The organism is Pedobacter sp. BG31 (assembly GCF_042464845.1).
In the GTDB taxonomy this organism is placed as follows: domain Bacteria; phylum Bacteroidota; class Bacteroidia; order Sphingobacteriales; family Sphingobacteriaceae; genus Pedobacter; species Pedobacter suwonensis.
In genome coordinates this window covers 17025-34165 of record NZ_JBHNZK010000016.1, presented here as the reverse complement: position 1 = coordinate 34165, position 17141 = coordinate 17025, and the positions used below count along the sequence as shown (strand labels likewise).

The following is a 17141-nucleotide window of genomic DNA, read 5'->3' as shown; positions in this document are numbered from 1 at the left end:
TTAAAAACCAACTAATATCAACAGGATTGCATTTTCGGGCAATGGTTGCTAAGGTTGAGTTACATCCTCATGCGGCCTCCACTACCGCCACCGCCACGCTGACCTGGCATCTGCATATCGCCGCTCATGTTTCTACCCCCAATGCGCGTTAACGAGTAGGTGAAGGAGAACATATAATAACGTCTTAACACATTAGAAGTTAAATCAACAATTGAAGTACCCGTAGCGGTTCTGCTCACACCGGTGTTCTGGTTAAGTGCATCATTTATAGAAAACTTGAATGTTCCCCTATTTTTAAAAAACTGACGGCTGATGTAAGGATTAAGAATGGTGTATTCCTGGTTAAACAAATCACCGCCACCAAAATTCCTATAGTAATCGATATCAATGGCTAACCTGATATTGGCTGGCAATACATAACTGACATCAAAACTAGGATTGATGGTATAATACTGTGTATTAGATGATGGCCTGGCAGAAAATGTAGAGTTCGTATAACTTCCGGTTATACCTCCTGTTAAATCAAATTTATCTACATTGGTAACCAATTTATAACCGTTTGAAATGGTGTAACTATTGGTTACATTCTTTACCAGCGCGTTGCTCACCTGATCTGCAATAAAATTCACATTTCTGTTATAAGAGCCGTTACCGGAAATATTCAGCGTTAGCTTACGCTCTGCCATCAAGGGCAGAGACCAGGTGGCATTGGCATTACCTGCATAAACGCCGTCAACATTGATATAACTTACCTGCTGAACACCTCCTGATAAAGGTACAACCGTGTTTCCGATGGCGTTAAACGTTTGCGTAAGATTTAAACCGGCAAAGAAAAAACGACCAGTTTCGATATTAAAATTGTTAAAGTTAATTCTCAACTGGTTATTAAACGCAGGTTTTAACTCAGGATTACCCAAATAAATGGTTTGAGCGTTTGTATTGTCAGGTATCGGTTGGATCTGATCAATAGTTGGCTGATTGGTTGAGCCACGGTAATTGATGAATAAGCGCTTGCGGTTACTAAAATTATACCTGAACTGTGCTGACGGTGTAATATTGATAAAATTCTGGGTCCGCCTTAAACCAGTTGTTAAATTGGTATTTACCCTATTCGTCTGTTGCGCAGCTACGCCGATATTCCAGTTGTATTTTTTCTCTGTTGTAGTTAAGCTTAAACCTGCCGCATTGGTTAAAGTACGGTTATTGTAGATATTGGAAAATGTATTATCTACAAGGTCAAATTGTAGCGTTAATGGATTGTAATTAAATACATCTCTTTGCGAATCGCTATTTGAATAACCGTTCTGATAATTAACCTCCACACTTAACGTCTTGTTTAACGGTTCAGTATAAACCACTCTTGTGGTATTGTTTATGGAATGACTGCTGGTATTGTTTAACTGATTGGTAATGGTATCTCTTGCTACTATTCCTTTTGTAATTTTGTCATTTCTATAGTTAAGGTTCGTCCCGTCATTATCGTTAATGCTGGTATTTACATTTAAGGATAACGTACGGCCTCTCCGTTTAAAGCTCTTGCGGATCAATAGATTGTTACCAATGCTAGGTGTTGCTGTAGTTGTAGTGTTCCGCTGCGAACCGATTGTTGAACCATCATCAAGTATTCTGGTATAGCGGTTTAAATTGTTACCATCGGTTTCGGTATAGGCGAGGTTGGGCTGTATTTTAACAGATAAAGATGGGTTAATTTTGGTATCGACCATAAAATTGAAACGGTGGTTAATCCTGTCAGAGGTATTATTTATCGCTTCATCAATGTTGTTGGTACCGCCGGCGAGGTTCTGGGTATTGGAGTTCTGGATAAGTTCTGAATTTGCCTTATTAAAGAAATAACTGGCCTGAAACTGGGTACCATCTTTATAGGTATCGGCAAAGTTTAAACCAGCTGCGTTTGTAGTGGTAATTCCGCCACTTCCGCCGCCATTACTTCCGCCACCAAAACCACCACGTCCGCCACCGAAGCCCCCAAAACCATTGCCTACACCTCCGCCCTGTCCAAAATTCTGCTTGTTTACATTGTTAAATTGACCGATAAAACTAATCTGCCTGTCATCGTCAAATTTGTTTACGTTAAGGCTTGCATCATAACGGTCGTTTGAACCATAACCAACAGTACTGTTACCGAAGTAACCGTGTTTCATACCATTTTTTGTAGTGATGTTCAAAATCTTGTTTCTTGTTCCGTCATCAATGCCGGTAAACTGGGCCTGTTCAGATAGTTCGTCAATTACCTGAATCTTATCTACCATGTCGGCAGGAAGGTTTTTGGTTGCCAGTAATGGATCATTGCCAAAAAATTCTTTACCATCAACCTTTACTTTGGTAATGGTTTCGCCCTGGGCTTTTACACTCCCGTCTTTTGCTACCTCCACCCCTGGAACCTTTTTCAGGAGATCTTCTACCACGGCGTTTTCACGTACTTTAATTGATTTGGCATCAAACTCCAGGGTGTCCTTTTTCACCACAATAGGAATGGTAGCGGTAACATTAACGGTTTTCAAATCAACACCATCATCGCTCATCGCTATTTCGCCGGCGTTTACCGCTGCTTTGGCTACTTCTATATCCTTGGTTGCTGTTTTTAAACCCAAAAATGCAGCATAAATCCTATACTTACCTGGCGCTATAGCTTTAAAGGTAAAACTTCCGTCAGGACTGGATTGACCGGAAGCCACCACACTCGAATCTTTCAGGTTTTTAACTGCTATGGTAGCAAAGTCAACCGGTTTTTTATCTTTCGCGTTAACCACTTTACCGCTTATTGAGCCAGTATTTTGAGCCTGGGCCAGATATCCACAAAATAGGAGCATAATGAATATTGCCCGCTGAACGTTTCTTTTCATTAAAAAGTTAGGTATTATATTATAAAACTAAGCTATCAGACTAAAGAAAAGTCCAAAGGTTTGTTAAGGTCTGTTAAAAGCTTGGTAACATTTTAAATACAGCCTAGGGGAGATATTCAGGCCAGAAGAAAAAGCGGTCTGAAGGAAGGTTATTTTTGAGATGAAGGATAACTCTGGTAATATACTTTTGGGCAGTTACAGTCTTTTTTAAAGATACTACAGCCGCTTAAACATACCAATACGATTACACATAGAATGCTAACTTTCCTTCTCATTGAAATTTAATTTATGGAGCAATACATAACTAAAAACGGCCATTGATGCGCCTAACATATCACAGCCAAAATCCCACCATTCTGCAGAGCGGTAGGTAAAAACCTTCCATTGCAGCAATTCTATTCCGCCACCGATAATGGCATTGATGAGCAAAATTTTAAAGATGGTGAATGTTCTGAAAGCGTAGGTATGCTGATATTTAATTTTACCAAAAAAGAGCAGGACAGATAAGACAAAAAAGAAGCCCATATGGGTCATTTTGTCAAAACCTTCAAAGAAAAAGCCGCTTTTCCCAACTGAATCAGAAATGTGCATATTACAAAACACCAAAACAACAAGCGTCCAGAGAAGGGCCCATTTTTGCTGTTTTAGTGCTTTGTACAAAATATCAGGAATTAAGCTCCTACCAGTTCCTGGTAAGCTTCTGCTGTTAATAAACTATCTAATTCAGCTGCATCCGCCAATGATACTTTAACCATCCAGCCTTGTCCATAAGGATCAGAATTAACCAATTCCGGGTTATCATTTAATTCAGCATTAACTTCCAATACCGTTCCGGTAACAGGCATATACAAATCAGATACAGTTTTAACTGCTTCTACGGTACCGAAAACTTCTTCTTTAGCAACCTCACTACCTACAGTGTTAATATCAACATAAACGATATCACCCAATTCACGTTGTGCAAAATCGGTTACGCCGATATAAGCTTCATTACCTTCAACTCTAACCCACTCGTGGTCTTTGGTGTACTTTAATTCTGATGGAAAATTCATTATTTTTATATTTTGAAAATAAGTTATCTAAGTTGTTGCTCTGTCAGGGCTTGCAAACATAGCTGCAAAGATTTTAAAGCTTCCTGACATTTACACCCCAAAAATACAATTTACTTTCACATATCGCAATGCCTAATCCATTAACTTAGATATTAATTTATCAGCGATACGCTAATATATTGCAACATTTATCAATTGAACAAACATCTATTTTGCTAGGCTGCTGTTTCGACGATGTTATGCGCGGGTATTAAAACGCCGGCTTGTGATTCTATACTACAGCAGCAATTGCAGTGAATAAATAGAAACAATTAAACTTCAGGTATATGGCATGATGGTGGCTGCTACTATAACCAGTCAACCTTAAATTATGATATTCGATTCAACCCATCAATAATTGATAATGAATAGTTCAAAATCATATGCTCCTCATATAGTACCTTAATCCAAAGTCATTATCCACACCAGTAATGATATAATAAATAATAGCGTAAATATGGATCCGATTATGTCAAATTTGCTCATAAACATTTGGTTAATAATATTCACATACGAAATGTTTTATCAAATGGTTTCCTCATCTTTTCATTTTACGATCACAATCTACACGTTTATTAAATTGTAGACATTTCCGAAGCGGTCAATTAATTGGTTCCAACACCTCATTATCAGATAAGCAGACCTCTTTAAACTATAATTATCCTCTTATTTTGTATTAAAAGTTTTTAGGAACTCAAAACGAAAAAAATTATGAATGGGGCTCGGGTAAGCTTGTTTCATTCGCGCTAAGAACATGTAAAAAGATAACATTCAGAACTTATACCCGCAGCAATAGTATAGTTTTAATCTTTCAAGGATAACTATACTGCTTTCAATCGAAAGTTTGCCCGCTTAACTAAAATTTCATGGACATAACAAACACATTAAATAATTACACCATTAGTTACGATGTAGTATCATGATCTGCTTCTTCCTAAGTTGATTGCGTTTCTTCTGACACTGAAAATCGACTACCATTAGCATAAATGCCAAAATCAATAAAGTGATCAATAGCCAGTCCACCGTTGGACGGTCTCTCATAAAAAATAGTTGGTTAGAATGCAAACATAGTAAAAAACTTAGTGTAACGCAATAATGCATATTTATGGATATGATTAACGAACAACCGCATCTTTAGATAATAAAAATGTATTAATCCTATTTAGCATGAAGCGGTATATTATTTAAGCAACCCGATTAAATTACCTGTTATAGAAACCGTTAAAGGCATGAATATTTTTATGGAATTGCCTGCTCTGGCTTGCCTTATCGACTAAAATTATCACTAAGGCACAAAGTAATAATAAGATTAACATCCAGTCAATTGTGAATTGCTTTTTCATCATCTGATTATTTAAAGACATGCAAATTTATGAAAAAAAATAAATGCAGTTCAGCAACTCCGCATCGCCAGATTAGGGCTGATATTAAGCCCTATACAGGAAAAATATGGTCAGTTAAAAGCATTTGGCTGATAACTGGAGGATAAGGTGGCAACAATTCAAACCATAAGAAAATATCTGATCCTGCAAATGAGTGTTTTTTTTTTCAATCCTGCCTACTTATACATACAGAAGATATCGCATCGTAAAAATAATAATTATTTGATTACTAACAGATTAAGAAATATCACAATATATACAAACATATTAGGAATATCTTTTCTGTTGGAATTCAAATCTTTTAAATGAAAAATTACGTATCTATGTAAATCTAACCATACACAATACCTAACCAAAAACTAATTATGAGTAAGCTAATTATTATTGCAATTATTTTTTTCAGCTTATTTTGGGCAGTTCTGCTGATCGTGAAGCCCATAATCCTGGCTGTTTTTATCGTATTAACCAGCATTGTATTTTGGCTGAATACCAGATATGCAAAAAACATAGAATAAAGCTTTAGCCATAGGAAACCTTTTCAGGAATATGGGTTTCCTATGCCGAAATAGTTTAAATCCCCTATATAGGTCAAATAAAACATCATTCTATTATTCAACAGAAATCAATCAAAATTAGTCTACATACTGTCTCTAAAGAATGAAATAAGATTTGTTATGCTCCTTTCAAGCACATAACACAACCATTAGCAAACCAGCTTTCATTATCATTTAGAAAAGAGATCTTTACGTTAGAATATTCACCCTTGTAACAAATCAAAGTTTCTTTATTAATACCGGCCTTTTTATATACCTCATCTAAATTTATAGTGATCTGATTGAGCACATGATAAACCGCTACTAAAACTAAACCTCTAAGGTCATCGTTAGGTTCAAGAAATTTAACTAAACCAAGTTCTTGATATACAGATATTTGTTCGATATCCGAATCTGCTGTTTCATCAACATCTACTGGCATCTTTGGTAAACTGTATGCCTCACATAATCTATGAAATGCGACTTCAGCCTGTTCTTCAATTGATTTGTTTAAGCCCTGTATCTCAACCAGGATAGAGGCCAAAATATGATCACTATCAATCCAGCTTTTTATGGGGTTAATTTCTTTATTATGCTTTGCCATAAATTTTTTCTCTTATACCACATTGTAACCACTCTACAGGCCTTAAGTTGCTTGGCAGGAATTCGATACCTGTTAATTTTTGATCTTCTACCGTTTTCTTGGAAAATACTGGAAAAGCACTTTACCGAATTCTTCTAAAATAGTTTTGAATAAATCACTAACAATAGTTTTGGCGTAAAACCTGGTGGCACCGTACTAAGCAGATCAGTTAATTTTGCCCTTTTACTCAAAATACCTTTTGGAACAATGGGTTTAAAATCAACCTTCTCAAACCTTATGTTTTCAGCCAAACTTAAATTATTTCCCAACCTAAAGGGAGCTCTGCATCCTGTATCTGAGGATATTGGCCAATGATTTTATTGTTTGTACTTACTTCTATCTTATAAAACATCAGAATATTAGTTGATCAAGTGGAATATTAACCCATTTCAAAAATAACGGCAACTAAGCTTTTCCATAAATTGCACTTCTATGTTCATGGAGCCATTCATTTGAAGTAAAATTAATTGGTTTAAATTCGATACCTGTAATTCCATTTACCAGCAAAGCTTGCTTAACTCTTTCGGAGACATAATATCCTAGCCCTCCTTCAACATGTGTTAGTACAAAAATGTCCTTTGATGCACTTTCAGAGATGTTTACACGATTAATAATCGTTTTCCATCTTTCCAAATCGCTTTGACTGGCTAAATAATCATTAAACTCTGCCAAGGTTGAAATATTTACACGCTCAAAGTAAAATCCACCTTCGGGGTTTCTTTTTCTTGTTGTCACTTCAGATTGCTTAAAATCAACAAGTTCAAAACTAGTACTTAGTGGAACTGATAACCAATATTCATAACTTAGGTTATTAGCTTCAATTTTACACGAAAAAAATTGAAAAACATCTTCATCAAATTCATTCAATATATTTTTCAACTCCTTGCTAACTAAAAGCTTTTGGGAGAATCCTGCAGGAACAGCGCTTAGCAAAGCTGTCAATTTTGCTTTTTTGTGTAGTATCCCAATAGGCATTTTTGGTTCGAAATCTATTTTTTTCAAAGAAATATTGTCAATAAAGTTAGGGTCTGAATCCCAATTAGGAGGTAAAATAGCCTCTTCTATTTGACAATAATTACCAACAATTTTATTGTTTAAACTGTGTTGTATTTTATAGAACATTTAAAAAATTAATTGATTAAGTGGAACATTTGGGTAATTATTAATTGCATTTCTAATATGGCTAATTATTGCGAGAACTTCATCATAAGTTTGTTCAGGGGTAAGATTTTTTGGAATATCTTCGAGTAGCTCAACAACCCGATTATCATATAGGTTATGGCTCCCGCTGTGCGCTAGGTTGTTAAGAGGAATTCCATTCAAAATGTCGTTCATATGAAAAAAATGTTTTGATTTAGCAGCTTTTTGGATAGCCCAATTTGTAGATTTAGCCCAAGGAATAATATGATGAGCTTGTCTAGCATCCCCTTTGGCTAGTTGCAAGACCTTTCTGAGTTGACTTCTGTTTCCAAAATGAATTGTCTCCCCAGCAACTACTACCCATTTTAATGTAGTTTTAGAACCATTAGCCAAATTAAGTGTCTTTTTCGCATATTTAGCGCCAGTAGCCCACCAGCCTGCAATTGGAATTACAGCGACGAAACTCAATGTAGCATTAGTTCCATTTCCCTCTACTAAATACATTACTCCATTAGCGACATCGGCTACCTCGCCATAGACTGGAATTAAGCCTGCTCCGTCTAATGTTAAATGAATCATTTCTTTACTGGCATGCCAAAAAACTTTCCATCTAGGCCAGTCCGGATGTTGAAATTTAATAATTGCACATTCAGTTGAAAAATAGGTAGAAAAGTATAACCCAAAATCAGGGTACACTCCTGGCATTACAGATGAAACATTAGCATAAAGTGTTTGAGAATTTGGCCAATTAACTTGATTTGCTATCGTGCCTTTAATCATCATCGCAGCTGCAATCTGAGATTCATAAGAGTAATCCTCTTCCTTTAGCAAAGCATCAAGCTCAATACTTAACACAGTATTATTAGTAATGAAATCTCTAATACTATTATCTTGATTTATCAAAGAGTTAGATAGCAAGGTAGATTGGGCCGCATTAAGAGTGAGTTGACTGGGCGGTGTAACCGGCGGAACAGGGTCACAAGGTACCGAAGGGGCACTCATTAAACGTGTACCTCTTTCGTAGCTGACCAGAATATTGGGATCTGGGATTTCAGGACATGGATTATATCCCGGAGGTGGATTTGGAGTGGTACCGCCGCCCGTGCCACCTCCACTACTCGACCCACCGTTACTGCCACCCGTTGTAATGGTTTCACAAGTTGTATAGGTAGTAGAAGAGAAGGAGTAACCGCCCGGATACTCTCCGCTGGGAGTTGTGCCTCCGTTCCAGGGGCAATCAGGGTCCCATGGCATGTGCCCGCCTTGAGAGCATCCGTAAGGCGTATACATATAAATTGTATAATCTGTACACATCGAATAATCCATTGTCTTTCCGCCAATTCCCATTAATTTCTCACGTGGATTGCCTTTTATGGTACCTAAACTTTCAATTATGTTCAGCTCTTCCAAATTGACAGGCGCAAATGAAATAGTTCCATCAAATGGAATTGATTTCCTAGTTTTATAGGCGCTTATCCATTTTTCGGTAGGGAAATAGGTAGCAATAAAAGCTTTGGTTTTACCACCTTGTACCTCTATTGTAAAATTTCTGAACGATACAGCATGCGGACTGGATAAAGGCATTCTAAAAATATAGCTTGTTCCGGTTGCTGAAGTTATTTTGTCGATTGTATCTGTGTAAACCTCTAATTTTGTAGTCAGGGAAACCTCTCCAATAGACATTAATTTTTTCTTTCTATCAAAATTCACGAAATTTGGCTTCAAGAAGCCTAACGAGTTAAAATTGACCTGACTGCTGAATTTTTCGAAGTTAATTTTTTGAACTACATGTTCAGGTTGAGGCAACTTTTGTGCTGTTAATTCATCTTTTTTGCAAGAAGGGCACAGAAATACAATGGTGAATAGTAATAAAGCGAATAATTTTATCCGCCTTAGCAATAATTTTTTCATAACGTTAATTTTCAGATACTATAAATGTATAGTTTATAGATAAATTAACCGGAAAACAATACCATATTACTCACAAATGAGTAGGTTTAAAATTATAAAACATAGGAACTGATTCTATACACTAAGTTTATTCAGGAATGTTTAATTTTATGATATCAGATGATTTAGCTAAGCCTATTCATGTATTACCATGCTGAAGCGGTAATTTGCTTCAGATGTCTTCATTTCTACTAACAAAAAAGTCAAGCAATACTACCTCAGAAAACATTCCGTGTTCAGGCTCAACATCAAAAATTTCGTCAAGAATTTCAATAGCTCGGTCGTAATCAAGTTCAGTTTTTAGGATTCCACTATTGCGAGATTACTTATCCCTAATTCAATGTAAACCTTAAGCTAAAACCAAAATTACTGAAAGAGGTATTAAAGGTCTGCGAAGTATAAGGTTTTGTAATATTCGAATCGTAAAATAACTTGATATTGAATTTCTGATTTAACACATAATCTACACTCGGCCTTAAGGTAATATTCTTGGCTCCCGAAGATACTTCTGCTTCAGTGACATCGGCACGATAGATAACTGTTTTGTTATCACGGATGGCCACATCCAATTTAAAATCCATATTGTTATCCATTTTGAGGCTTTTAAACCATCCGAATGGAAAACGGAATTTATTGGTGCGATAGCCCAGGCCCAATACCATATTATTTTCAGACAACTGCGCCAATTGACTGTTCGCCAGGCTAAGCCCCAGCAAACGCGACCGGTTTAATTCGAAAGAAGCAGTGAGGTTATTTTTAAATCTGGTATCCACACCAACCAATGGAGAAAAGTACTCGGAAATGGTTACCTGAGCAAACTGGTATTCAGGTAAAAAATTATTATTCACATCTCTACTGCTAACGGCGCCGTTCGTTTCCTGATAACGCAACAAGGTATTAAATCCATTAATATTATAAGCTGAGCGATAGCCATGACGGATATCGACAGATGAAAACTGATCTGCAATAAACGGAATACGGGTTAAACCACTATACGTTAGGGTCCAGTTTGGAAGTGGTATTTTAGGGAAAGCATTCATTTTTGTTCTGCCGGCATCCTTGCCAGAATAAGCAGCCATAAAAGCAGAGATAATTACATCCTGGCTTTCCTTGCCGTATCCATCTGCGTACCCTCCACTAATGCCGGCCGAATTTGGGTTTTGCGCGCCCAGCCTTCTCGAAATAATTATCCGGTTAGCCATAAACTGATTGAATAATTCAGAGACAATAGTGGAGTTGCTTTCTTTAAACGCCGTACCCAAAGCGATGTATGATACACTATAATCGCCTGTAGTAATTGCACTCAGATTCTCAAATGATGATGCACTGGCCACATACCTAAAATTGGTACTGAAATTTCTGGTCTGTGCTTTATTGGCTTTTAAAGTAATCCGTAAATCTTTAAACGGTTCAACCAAGCCTGTAAACTGAAAATCTTCGCGCAGTGTATTAACATATAACTGGTTCTGTAAGGTATCGGTTGTTAACCAGCCATTGCCAAGCGCCATCTCGCGGATATCGCGCTGACTACCAAAAACGAACCCCAAACCAGGCGCACCTGTAGCCCTGTCAATACCAAAAAACTGTGTTGCTGGCATATAACCTGGCAGAAAAATACCTTTTGTCTGCACAAAACTGGCATTAACATTTTTTAAACTGGTTAAGATATTGATAAAAAAGTTCTTCGCTTTGCTCCCATCCTGATCATTCCCGGCATTTCTGATAAAGCCAAATTTGTTGTATAGCGCAGTCAGGTTTAACGTTGGGTTCACCTGAACGGTTCTGCTGTTTTGTACCGTGTTACCCAAATTTATATTCGGATCGCGTAAGGTAGATAGCGGCTCCGTTTGCCAGTTAAAGTTGGTTCCATAACGGGTTTTTACGGTCACCCAGTTTAGTCCCGGTATTTTATCAATCGGTAAATTATAGGTAACGTTTAAGTTGTGGTTATAATCGGTTGTACGTCCTAAGCGCTTTAGGTTCTGCCAAACGGTATCACGTTTAATGCCATCAATTCTGCCATCCGGTTCATCTATAATCGAATAATTTGTGGCATTAAAATCCAGCTGTAATGAACGTGTAAGGTTCCACGCAATACCATAAACACGGCTCATGGTAAAGTTTTTGTTAAAGGTAGTGCCGTATCCGCTCTGGTAAAGCCCAATGGTATTGTTCGGATCGTTATTCCGCAAGGTATTTTCTGAATATAAACGGTCTACATCAATTCTGAAATTAATGGCACTAGGAAAAATACTAAAGTTAAAATCCCTTAACAAAGCCAGCATGTTCGATTTTATAATCTTTTCAAAAGGGGCTATTGTTTTGGCTTCTTTTGAATAACTGTACTGTAACGATGCCCTGTAGGTATTCTGAATGCTGTTTTGATTAATAAAATCACGATGATTATATTGGGTATAAGCATAACTTGCTGCAAAATTTTCAATATCCCAGAGTTGGGCAGGTTTACTGGTATTGGTACGTTCCTTCCTAACATTGGTGAAGTTGATGCCCCTCCTAATGGTATAATCCTGTGCGAAATTTAAAATCGAATCTTTTTGCTCTTTGGTAGATTGTGATAATGCATTTTTGAGCTCAATATCTGGTGTCCTTGGATTGAATTGCGGCGTAGAAACCTGTTTAGAGTAATTCACGAACATCGGTATTTTCACACCCGATTTCTGTGGCAGGAACTTGCCCAATTCCATAGCTGAAGAAACATCAAGCAATACATTGTCTGCGCGGTTCCGCTCGCTCACTTTCGAATCAATAGATCCAAAACCAATGGTCGATTTACTTCCTGAAATATTTACATCTGCAAAATCGGCCAGTTTCAGGTTCAGTCTTCCTGTGGCTGCCCAGCCGCCTCTTTCATCAAATTCAGTTAACCTTAATTCATTAAACCAAACCAGTGCATTTTTATCAAGACCATCATCATTCTGCTCATCATTGGCAGCGCGGAGCGGATTTTTAATACCCACCATATACACCCGAACCTTGCTCATATCAGGCTGCCCTTTAACAATGATTGTCCTTGTTCCGTCGGTATAGGTAAAGGGAACATTTGTAGGCCATGGCTGCCCGTTCGCTTGTTTGGCAACGTTACGGGCTAACTTAGCATTCTGAAAAAGCGTTAAGTTAATATCCATTCTATTGGCTTCAGGCCAAATGGCATCGGCATCTCTTGTACCGGGGTTAGTAACCTTTAACGGAATTACATATTCATAATAGTTGTCTTGATTGTCGGTACCAATCCGCAAGAACGCTGCAACATCATTATCATTCAAAACCTGGTTACTAACCGCTTCAGCATGAATAAACATTTCCAGATGTTTATAAGACCTAAAATCACTGTAAGCTGTTTTAAATGCGGCTCTACCGTAACCATCTCTTAACGATTTTACGGTAACCGATAACGATTGCTCATTTAAACGTGTATCGCCCCGGTAATTGCTATAGTCTCGCTCGCGAAGAATACCAGGAGGCGTTACATATGGAATTGGTGAACGTTTGCCGTTCTCTTCAATATTTACCGTCGAAACTTCAATGGTAGAATTATCAGGAGTAAGTGCAGGTAAAGATGGGTCTACAATTACTTGCGAAGCCTGGTTAGCAGCGTTAAACTCTCTCCACTCCCCACGGATCAATTGCAACTTCGCAAAACGCATTATGGCAGTATCAGCAAAATTGGTCATAAACATCCTAAAGAAACGGATAGATTTAAAATCCTGGATACCGCCCACACGATCTTGATACTGGCTGATCGGGATTCTGAATTGATACCATGAAACGGCCTGCGTGTTTCCATTGGCCAGTCTCACCTGCGAGGTGACTTTATCAGTAATAAAGTTCTGTCCAACATTTAAATCACCTGGGCGCATGGAAACCTTATATTGAAAATACTCATCGCTTTGCGTCATGTTATTATCGCGGTTGATGTCTTCCCCGTCCGGTAACGAAGTGGATGCTGAGTTTTCAAGGCCTAATTCTTCCTGCGACTGCTGTGATGTTTTAGAATTTCCTTCTGTTCCGTTGTATTTTTCATAACGCTTAAGAATACCTGCATTGATCTGATCTAATGCCGGTCCCCTGAAATAGGTGTAGTTATCTGATGATGGATCGGCATCAATTGCTGCCGAAGCTGTTGCATTCAGTTGCGATTTGATCTGCGTAATTGCCGCAGCAAATTTTACTTTCTCATCAGCATCTGATAATCCGTCCAAACCTACATCCTGAGCCCTACGTGAATTTGGATCATTATCGAAAGCCTGCACTACGGGTTGTAGTTTCGGCACACGCCCCCAAACGGTTTCATCATATTTGCTCGGATCGTTTGTAGCAGGCAAACCATTTTCCAAAGATTTTCTACCATCTTTCAGAATATCCTCTGATATGTTTCCGAGGTTGAAATAAATATCACCTCCGGCCGAATTCGGTTTATAAATAAATGGATCCATTACCCAAAATTCGATAAAGCCAACATTTAAGGCTTCAAAATCATTGGTTTCGATTTTACGCTGAAAACCGCCCCAACTGTTCCTGGGCTGCAACAAACTTCCATCCGGCCTGAAATCAGTAGTACGGAAATTATATGGCCCCCTAACAGTTGGATAAAAGGCCACATCCAAAGTGGTAATGTTTAAAGCCTGCCCTGTTGCGGTTTCCTTAAATGGAAAAACCTCCTGTTCAATTACCTCTCTTACGTAGTGATTGGAAAGTTCGGTGCGGTTGCCCCTGATATTGGCAGGCGTAGTAGAAGCGGCTGAATTGTAAAAAGTTGGATCGATATTGTAAAATGCGATCCTCGCCCGGTTATAACCGTATGATAAATCGTTGGATTTATTAAATTCCGGAAAAAGCTGTGGTGTACCGGATAGTTGCCAGGCGATAGCACTTTTTAAATCGATTACCGATCTTGAAGCTTCGAAATCATCCAGATAACTTACCCCGTTTTTACTGCCTGCAAAATTCAGCGCTCGCGGATGACCAGGAATCAGTTGCGCAAATTCACCATAAAATGTTACACTTGATGGCGCTTTGGTTGAAATGAACGGCAGTTTATCGACCAGTTTTGTTAAAAATCTTGACGGTGAACTATAATTAATATCTGCTCCCCAAATGGTATTGGAAATAGGCTCTTCTCCAATGTTTACCTTCTGGGTTAAAGGTTTTTCGGTCAGGTTCATTATTGTACCGCCGAGATTTAATTTATTATTTACACGATAATCTAAACGGGTTCCGAAAAGCGACCGTTGCTGCAAACCAAAGGTTTCACTGTTTTCTGTGGTAATCCTGATGGGTTGACCGGATACCAGAAGTGCCTGATTGATGATGCTTACCCGGCCACCCTGATAATCGACTGTAAAATCTACGCCCTCTGTTAGTGGCATCGTTCCTGCAAAAACCTTTACCGAGCCTTCCGGAACGTTGATGGCATTCAAGCTGAATTCAGAAGAAATGTCAGACTGGTAATTTACCCTGATGGTATACCTGTTCTGGTTTTGGAATAGTTGCCTCGCAATGGTTTGTGTTGAATCGTATAGTGCCGTAAATGTATATTTATTAATCAACGCCTGTTCACTCGGCAAAAACTTTGCAGCCAGATCTTTACCAAAGGGCTCAATTATCGGAAAAATAATTCTTCCATTTGCCGGATCGATGGTAATATAACCTGCATTGGTATTGGTAACCAATGAGGTTTGTCCGTTGCTGCCTACACCGAACATACTGGCCTGATTGGCATTACTTGCTGTAGAATAAGATCCAAAAGCATTGTTTGCTGCCACAAAATCGAAAACTCCATCAGGTTTCCGTTCGTTCTGCTGATTCAGACGATCAAATTCAGTTAGGTTAATCCACTGCTTGTTAGCCGTATTCTGACCTTCGGTCATGACCGGATTATCCACCCCTGTTTCATTATCAATACGGTAAATATCAAGTTTAAAATTTTGACTGCTAATCTGGTACCCACCAATGGAGTAAATATTTTTCATCATCAGATCCCAGGTTGGCAGCTGTATCTTGGTCGTTTCGTTCTTTAACAACTTAGCATAAAGCATTTTTGGATTAGCCGCATCAAAAGGAACATCGGTAGAAAACTCACCTACCTGATATTCTACACCATTATAGGTATAGCGGTAGGCAACAGCTAAAACCTCATCGGCATTTAGCGGGTTGTTTAATGATAAATACCCCAACTGTGGCTGAAAGGTAAATTCGCGCTCTGTTAACTTTCTGGCATAAACCAGTTTGGCAAAGTTATCGGTATTGCTACTGTTAGCTGGGGTTGTTTGGAAGAAAGAAAGGACTGCATTAGAATTTGTCTGCCTGATTGCTCCGCCCTGATAAGCGTTTAACTGCGAGATCAGGTTGTTTGATTGTTGTGCAAAACCAGTAGCGGTAGTTCCTGCCGGTAAGCCTGAGGTTCCACCTGTAATCAATACATTGTTAAAAGGAACATTTTCACCAAGGTCCATTAAGCCCAATACATCCCTGGAGTCGGTTGTACTCCCTGCCTTATTGGTAATCCAAACTTCAATTTTAGTAATCTGAATAGGTGAAGTGATAATGGGTGCGTTGGCCAGGTTCCTGTTATAATTATTTCTGAAATATTGCGATAGGAAATAGTGTTTATTGGCTTCGTAGCTATCAATGCTTAATGTTGTGGTATTTTGCTGTGCGCCATTGGTAATTTTAATCTCTCTCGATTGCGATTTTTGTTGAGTATAAACACTGGTTACGTTTAAACGTCCAAATTTAAGTTGCGTTTTTATACCAAAAAGCGCCTGTGTTCCGGTAATCAATGAGGTATTTAAAGGCAAACTTACGTTACCCGCTTCTATTTTCTGAATAATATCATCTACGCCTCCTGTATAATCCAGTTTGATCTGATTTTCAAAATCAAACTGTGCTTCGGTATTGTAATTACTTTTAATTTTCAGCTTGGTACCGATATTTCCAACAAGGTCCATCTGGATCCTCTGGTTAAAATCGAAATTGGTCTGTACCCTTTGCCTTTCGTTAAAAAGTGGGTTTTCGTTTTTATTTATCCTGCCTAAAAAAGTAAGTTCGGCCTCGCCACGAGGCTGAATATCAATTGTTGTACCTCCGAATAGTTTTTCAAAAGCTTTACTGTTTACCTGGATTTTCGGAATAATGCCCGTAGTTCTGTAATCGCTTACTTCAGCATTGGAAATACTACGCCAGTTCCCCCTTTTGATTTCACTGTTTATCAGGCGCTGGTACTCATCAATGGTTAAATACTGGGTATTAAGGACAAATTTTTCTCCTATCAGTTCCTTAACCACATAACGTTTATTCTTCGCGTCGTATTCTACAACTCGTTTTAAATTACTTGGAGATGGATAAAATGGATGAACTGCCGAACCAATCCCTAATTGTTCTTTTTCACGCAGGCTGAAGTTATTTTTAGGCTTAACCGTATCCGTTTTGCCTGCAACAACCTGAGAATAAGTAGTTTGAGAAGCAGTTAAAAAGAGAGAAATGAGAAAAAGAAATGTAGATATTCTCTTCAAAGGCGT

Annotated in this window: 7 protein-coding genes; all 7 read right to left on the bottom strand. The window is 38.2% G+C overall.

Translation table 11 applies throughout. From position 1 onward, the window contains the following. Positions 1–59 precede the first annotated feature (59 nt). Positions 60–2864 carry an outer membrane beta-barrel protein gene (locus ACFE6N_RS17680; RefSeq protein WP_378938586.1) on the bottom strand — a complete coding sequence of 935 codons (2805 nt, stop codon included), beginning with the start codon at positions 2862–2864 and terminating at the stop codon, positions 60–62. Positions 2865–3122: 258 nt separating this feature from the next. Beyond that, positions 3123–3524, bottom strand: a complete 402-nt coding sequence (locus ACFE6N_RS17675; RefSeq protein WP_090982944.1) for a VanZ family protein — start codon at positions 3522–3524, stop codon at positions 3123–3125. An 11-nt stretch (positions 3525–3535) separates the two neighbouring features. Beyond that, positions 3536–3916: a glycine cleavage system protein GcvH gene (gene gcvH, locus ACFE6N_RS17670; RefSeq protein WP_090982942.1), complete on the bottom strand. Its 381-nt coding sequence runs from the start codon at positions 3914–3916 to the stop codon at positions 3536–3538. A 2093-nt stretch (positions 3917–6009) separates the two neighbouring features. Further along, complete coding sequence (locus ACFE6N_RS17665) at positions 6010–6474, bottom strand: hypothetical protein (RefSeq protein WP_378938584.1); 465 nt, start codon at positions 6472–6474, stop codon at positions 6010–6012. Positions 6475–6918: 444 nt separating this feature from the next. Further along, a complete protein-coding gene (locus ACFE6N_RS17660) occupies positions 6919–7635 on the bottom strand; it encodes an imm11 family protein (protein ID WP_378938582.1) in 717 nt (238 codons plus the stop codon). Then, positions 7636–9564 (bottom strand): AHH domain-containing protein, encoded by a 1929-nt coding sequence (locus tag ACFE6N_RS17655; RefSeq protein ID WP_378938580.1) that lies wholly within the window; start codon positions 9562–9564, stop codon positions 7636–7638. Between the two features lie 371 nt (positions 9565–9935). Then, positions 9936–17135 (bottom strand): cell surface protein SprA, encoded by a 7200-nt coding sequence (gene sprA / locus ACFE6N_RS17650; RefSeq protein ID WP_378938578.1) that lies wholly within the window; start codon positions 17133–17135, stop codon positions 9936–9938. Positions 17136–17141: the final 6 nt, after the last annotated feature.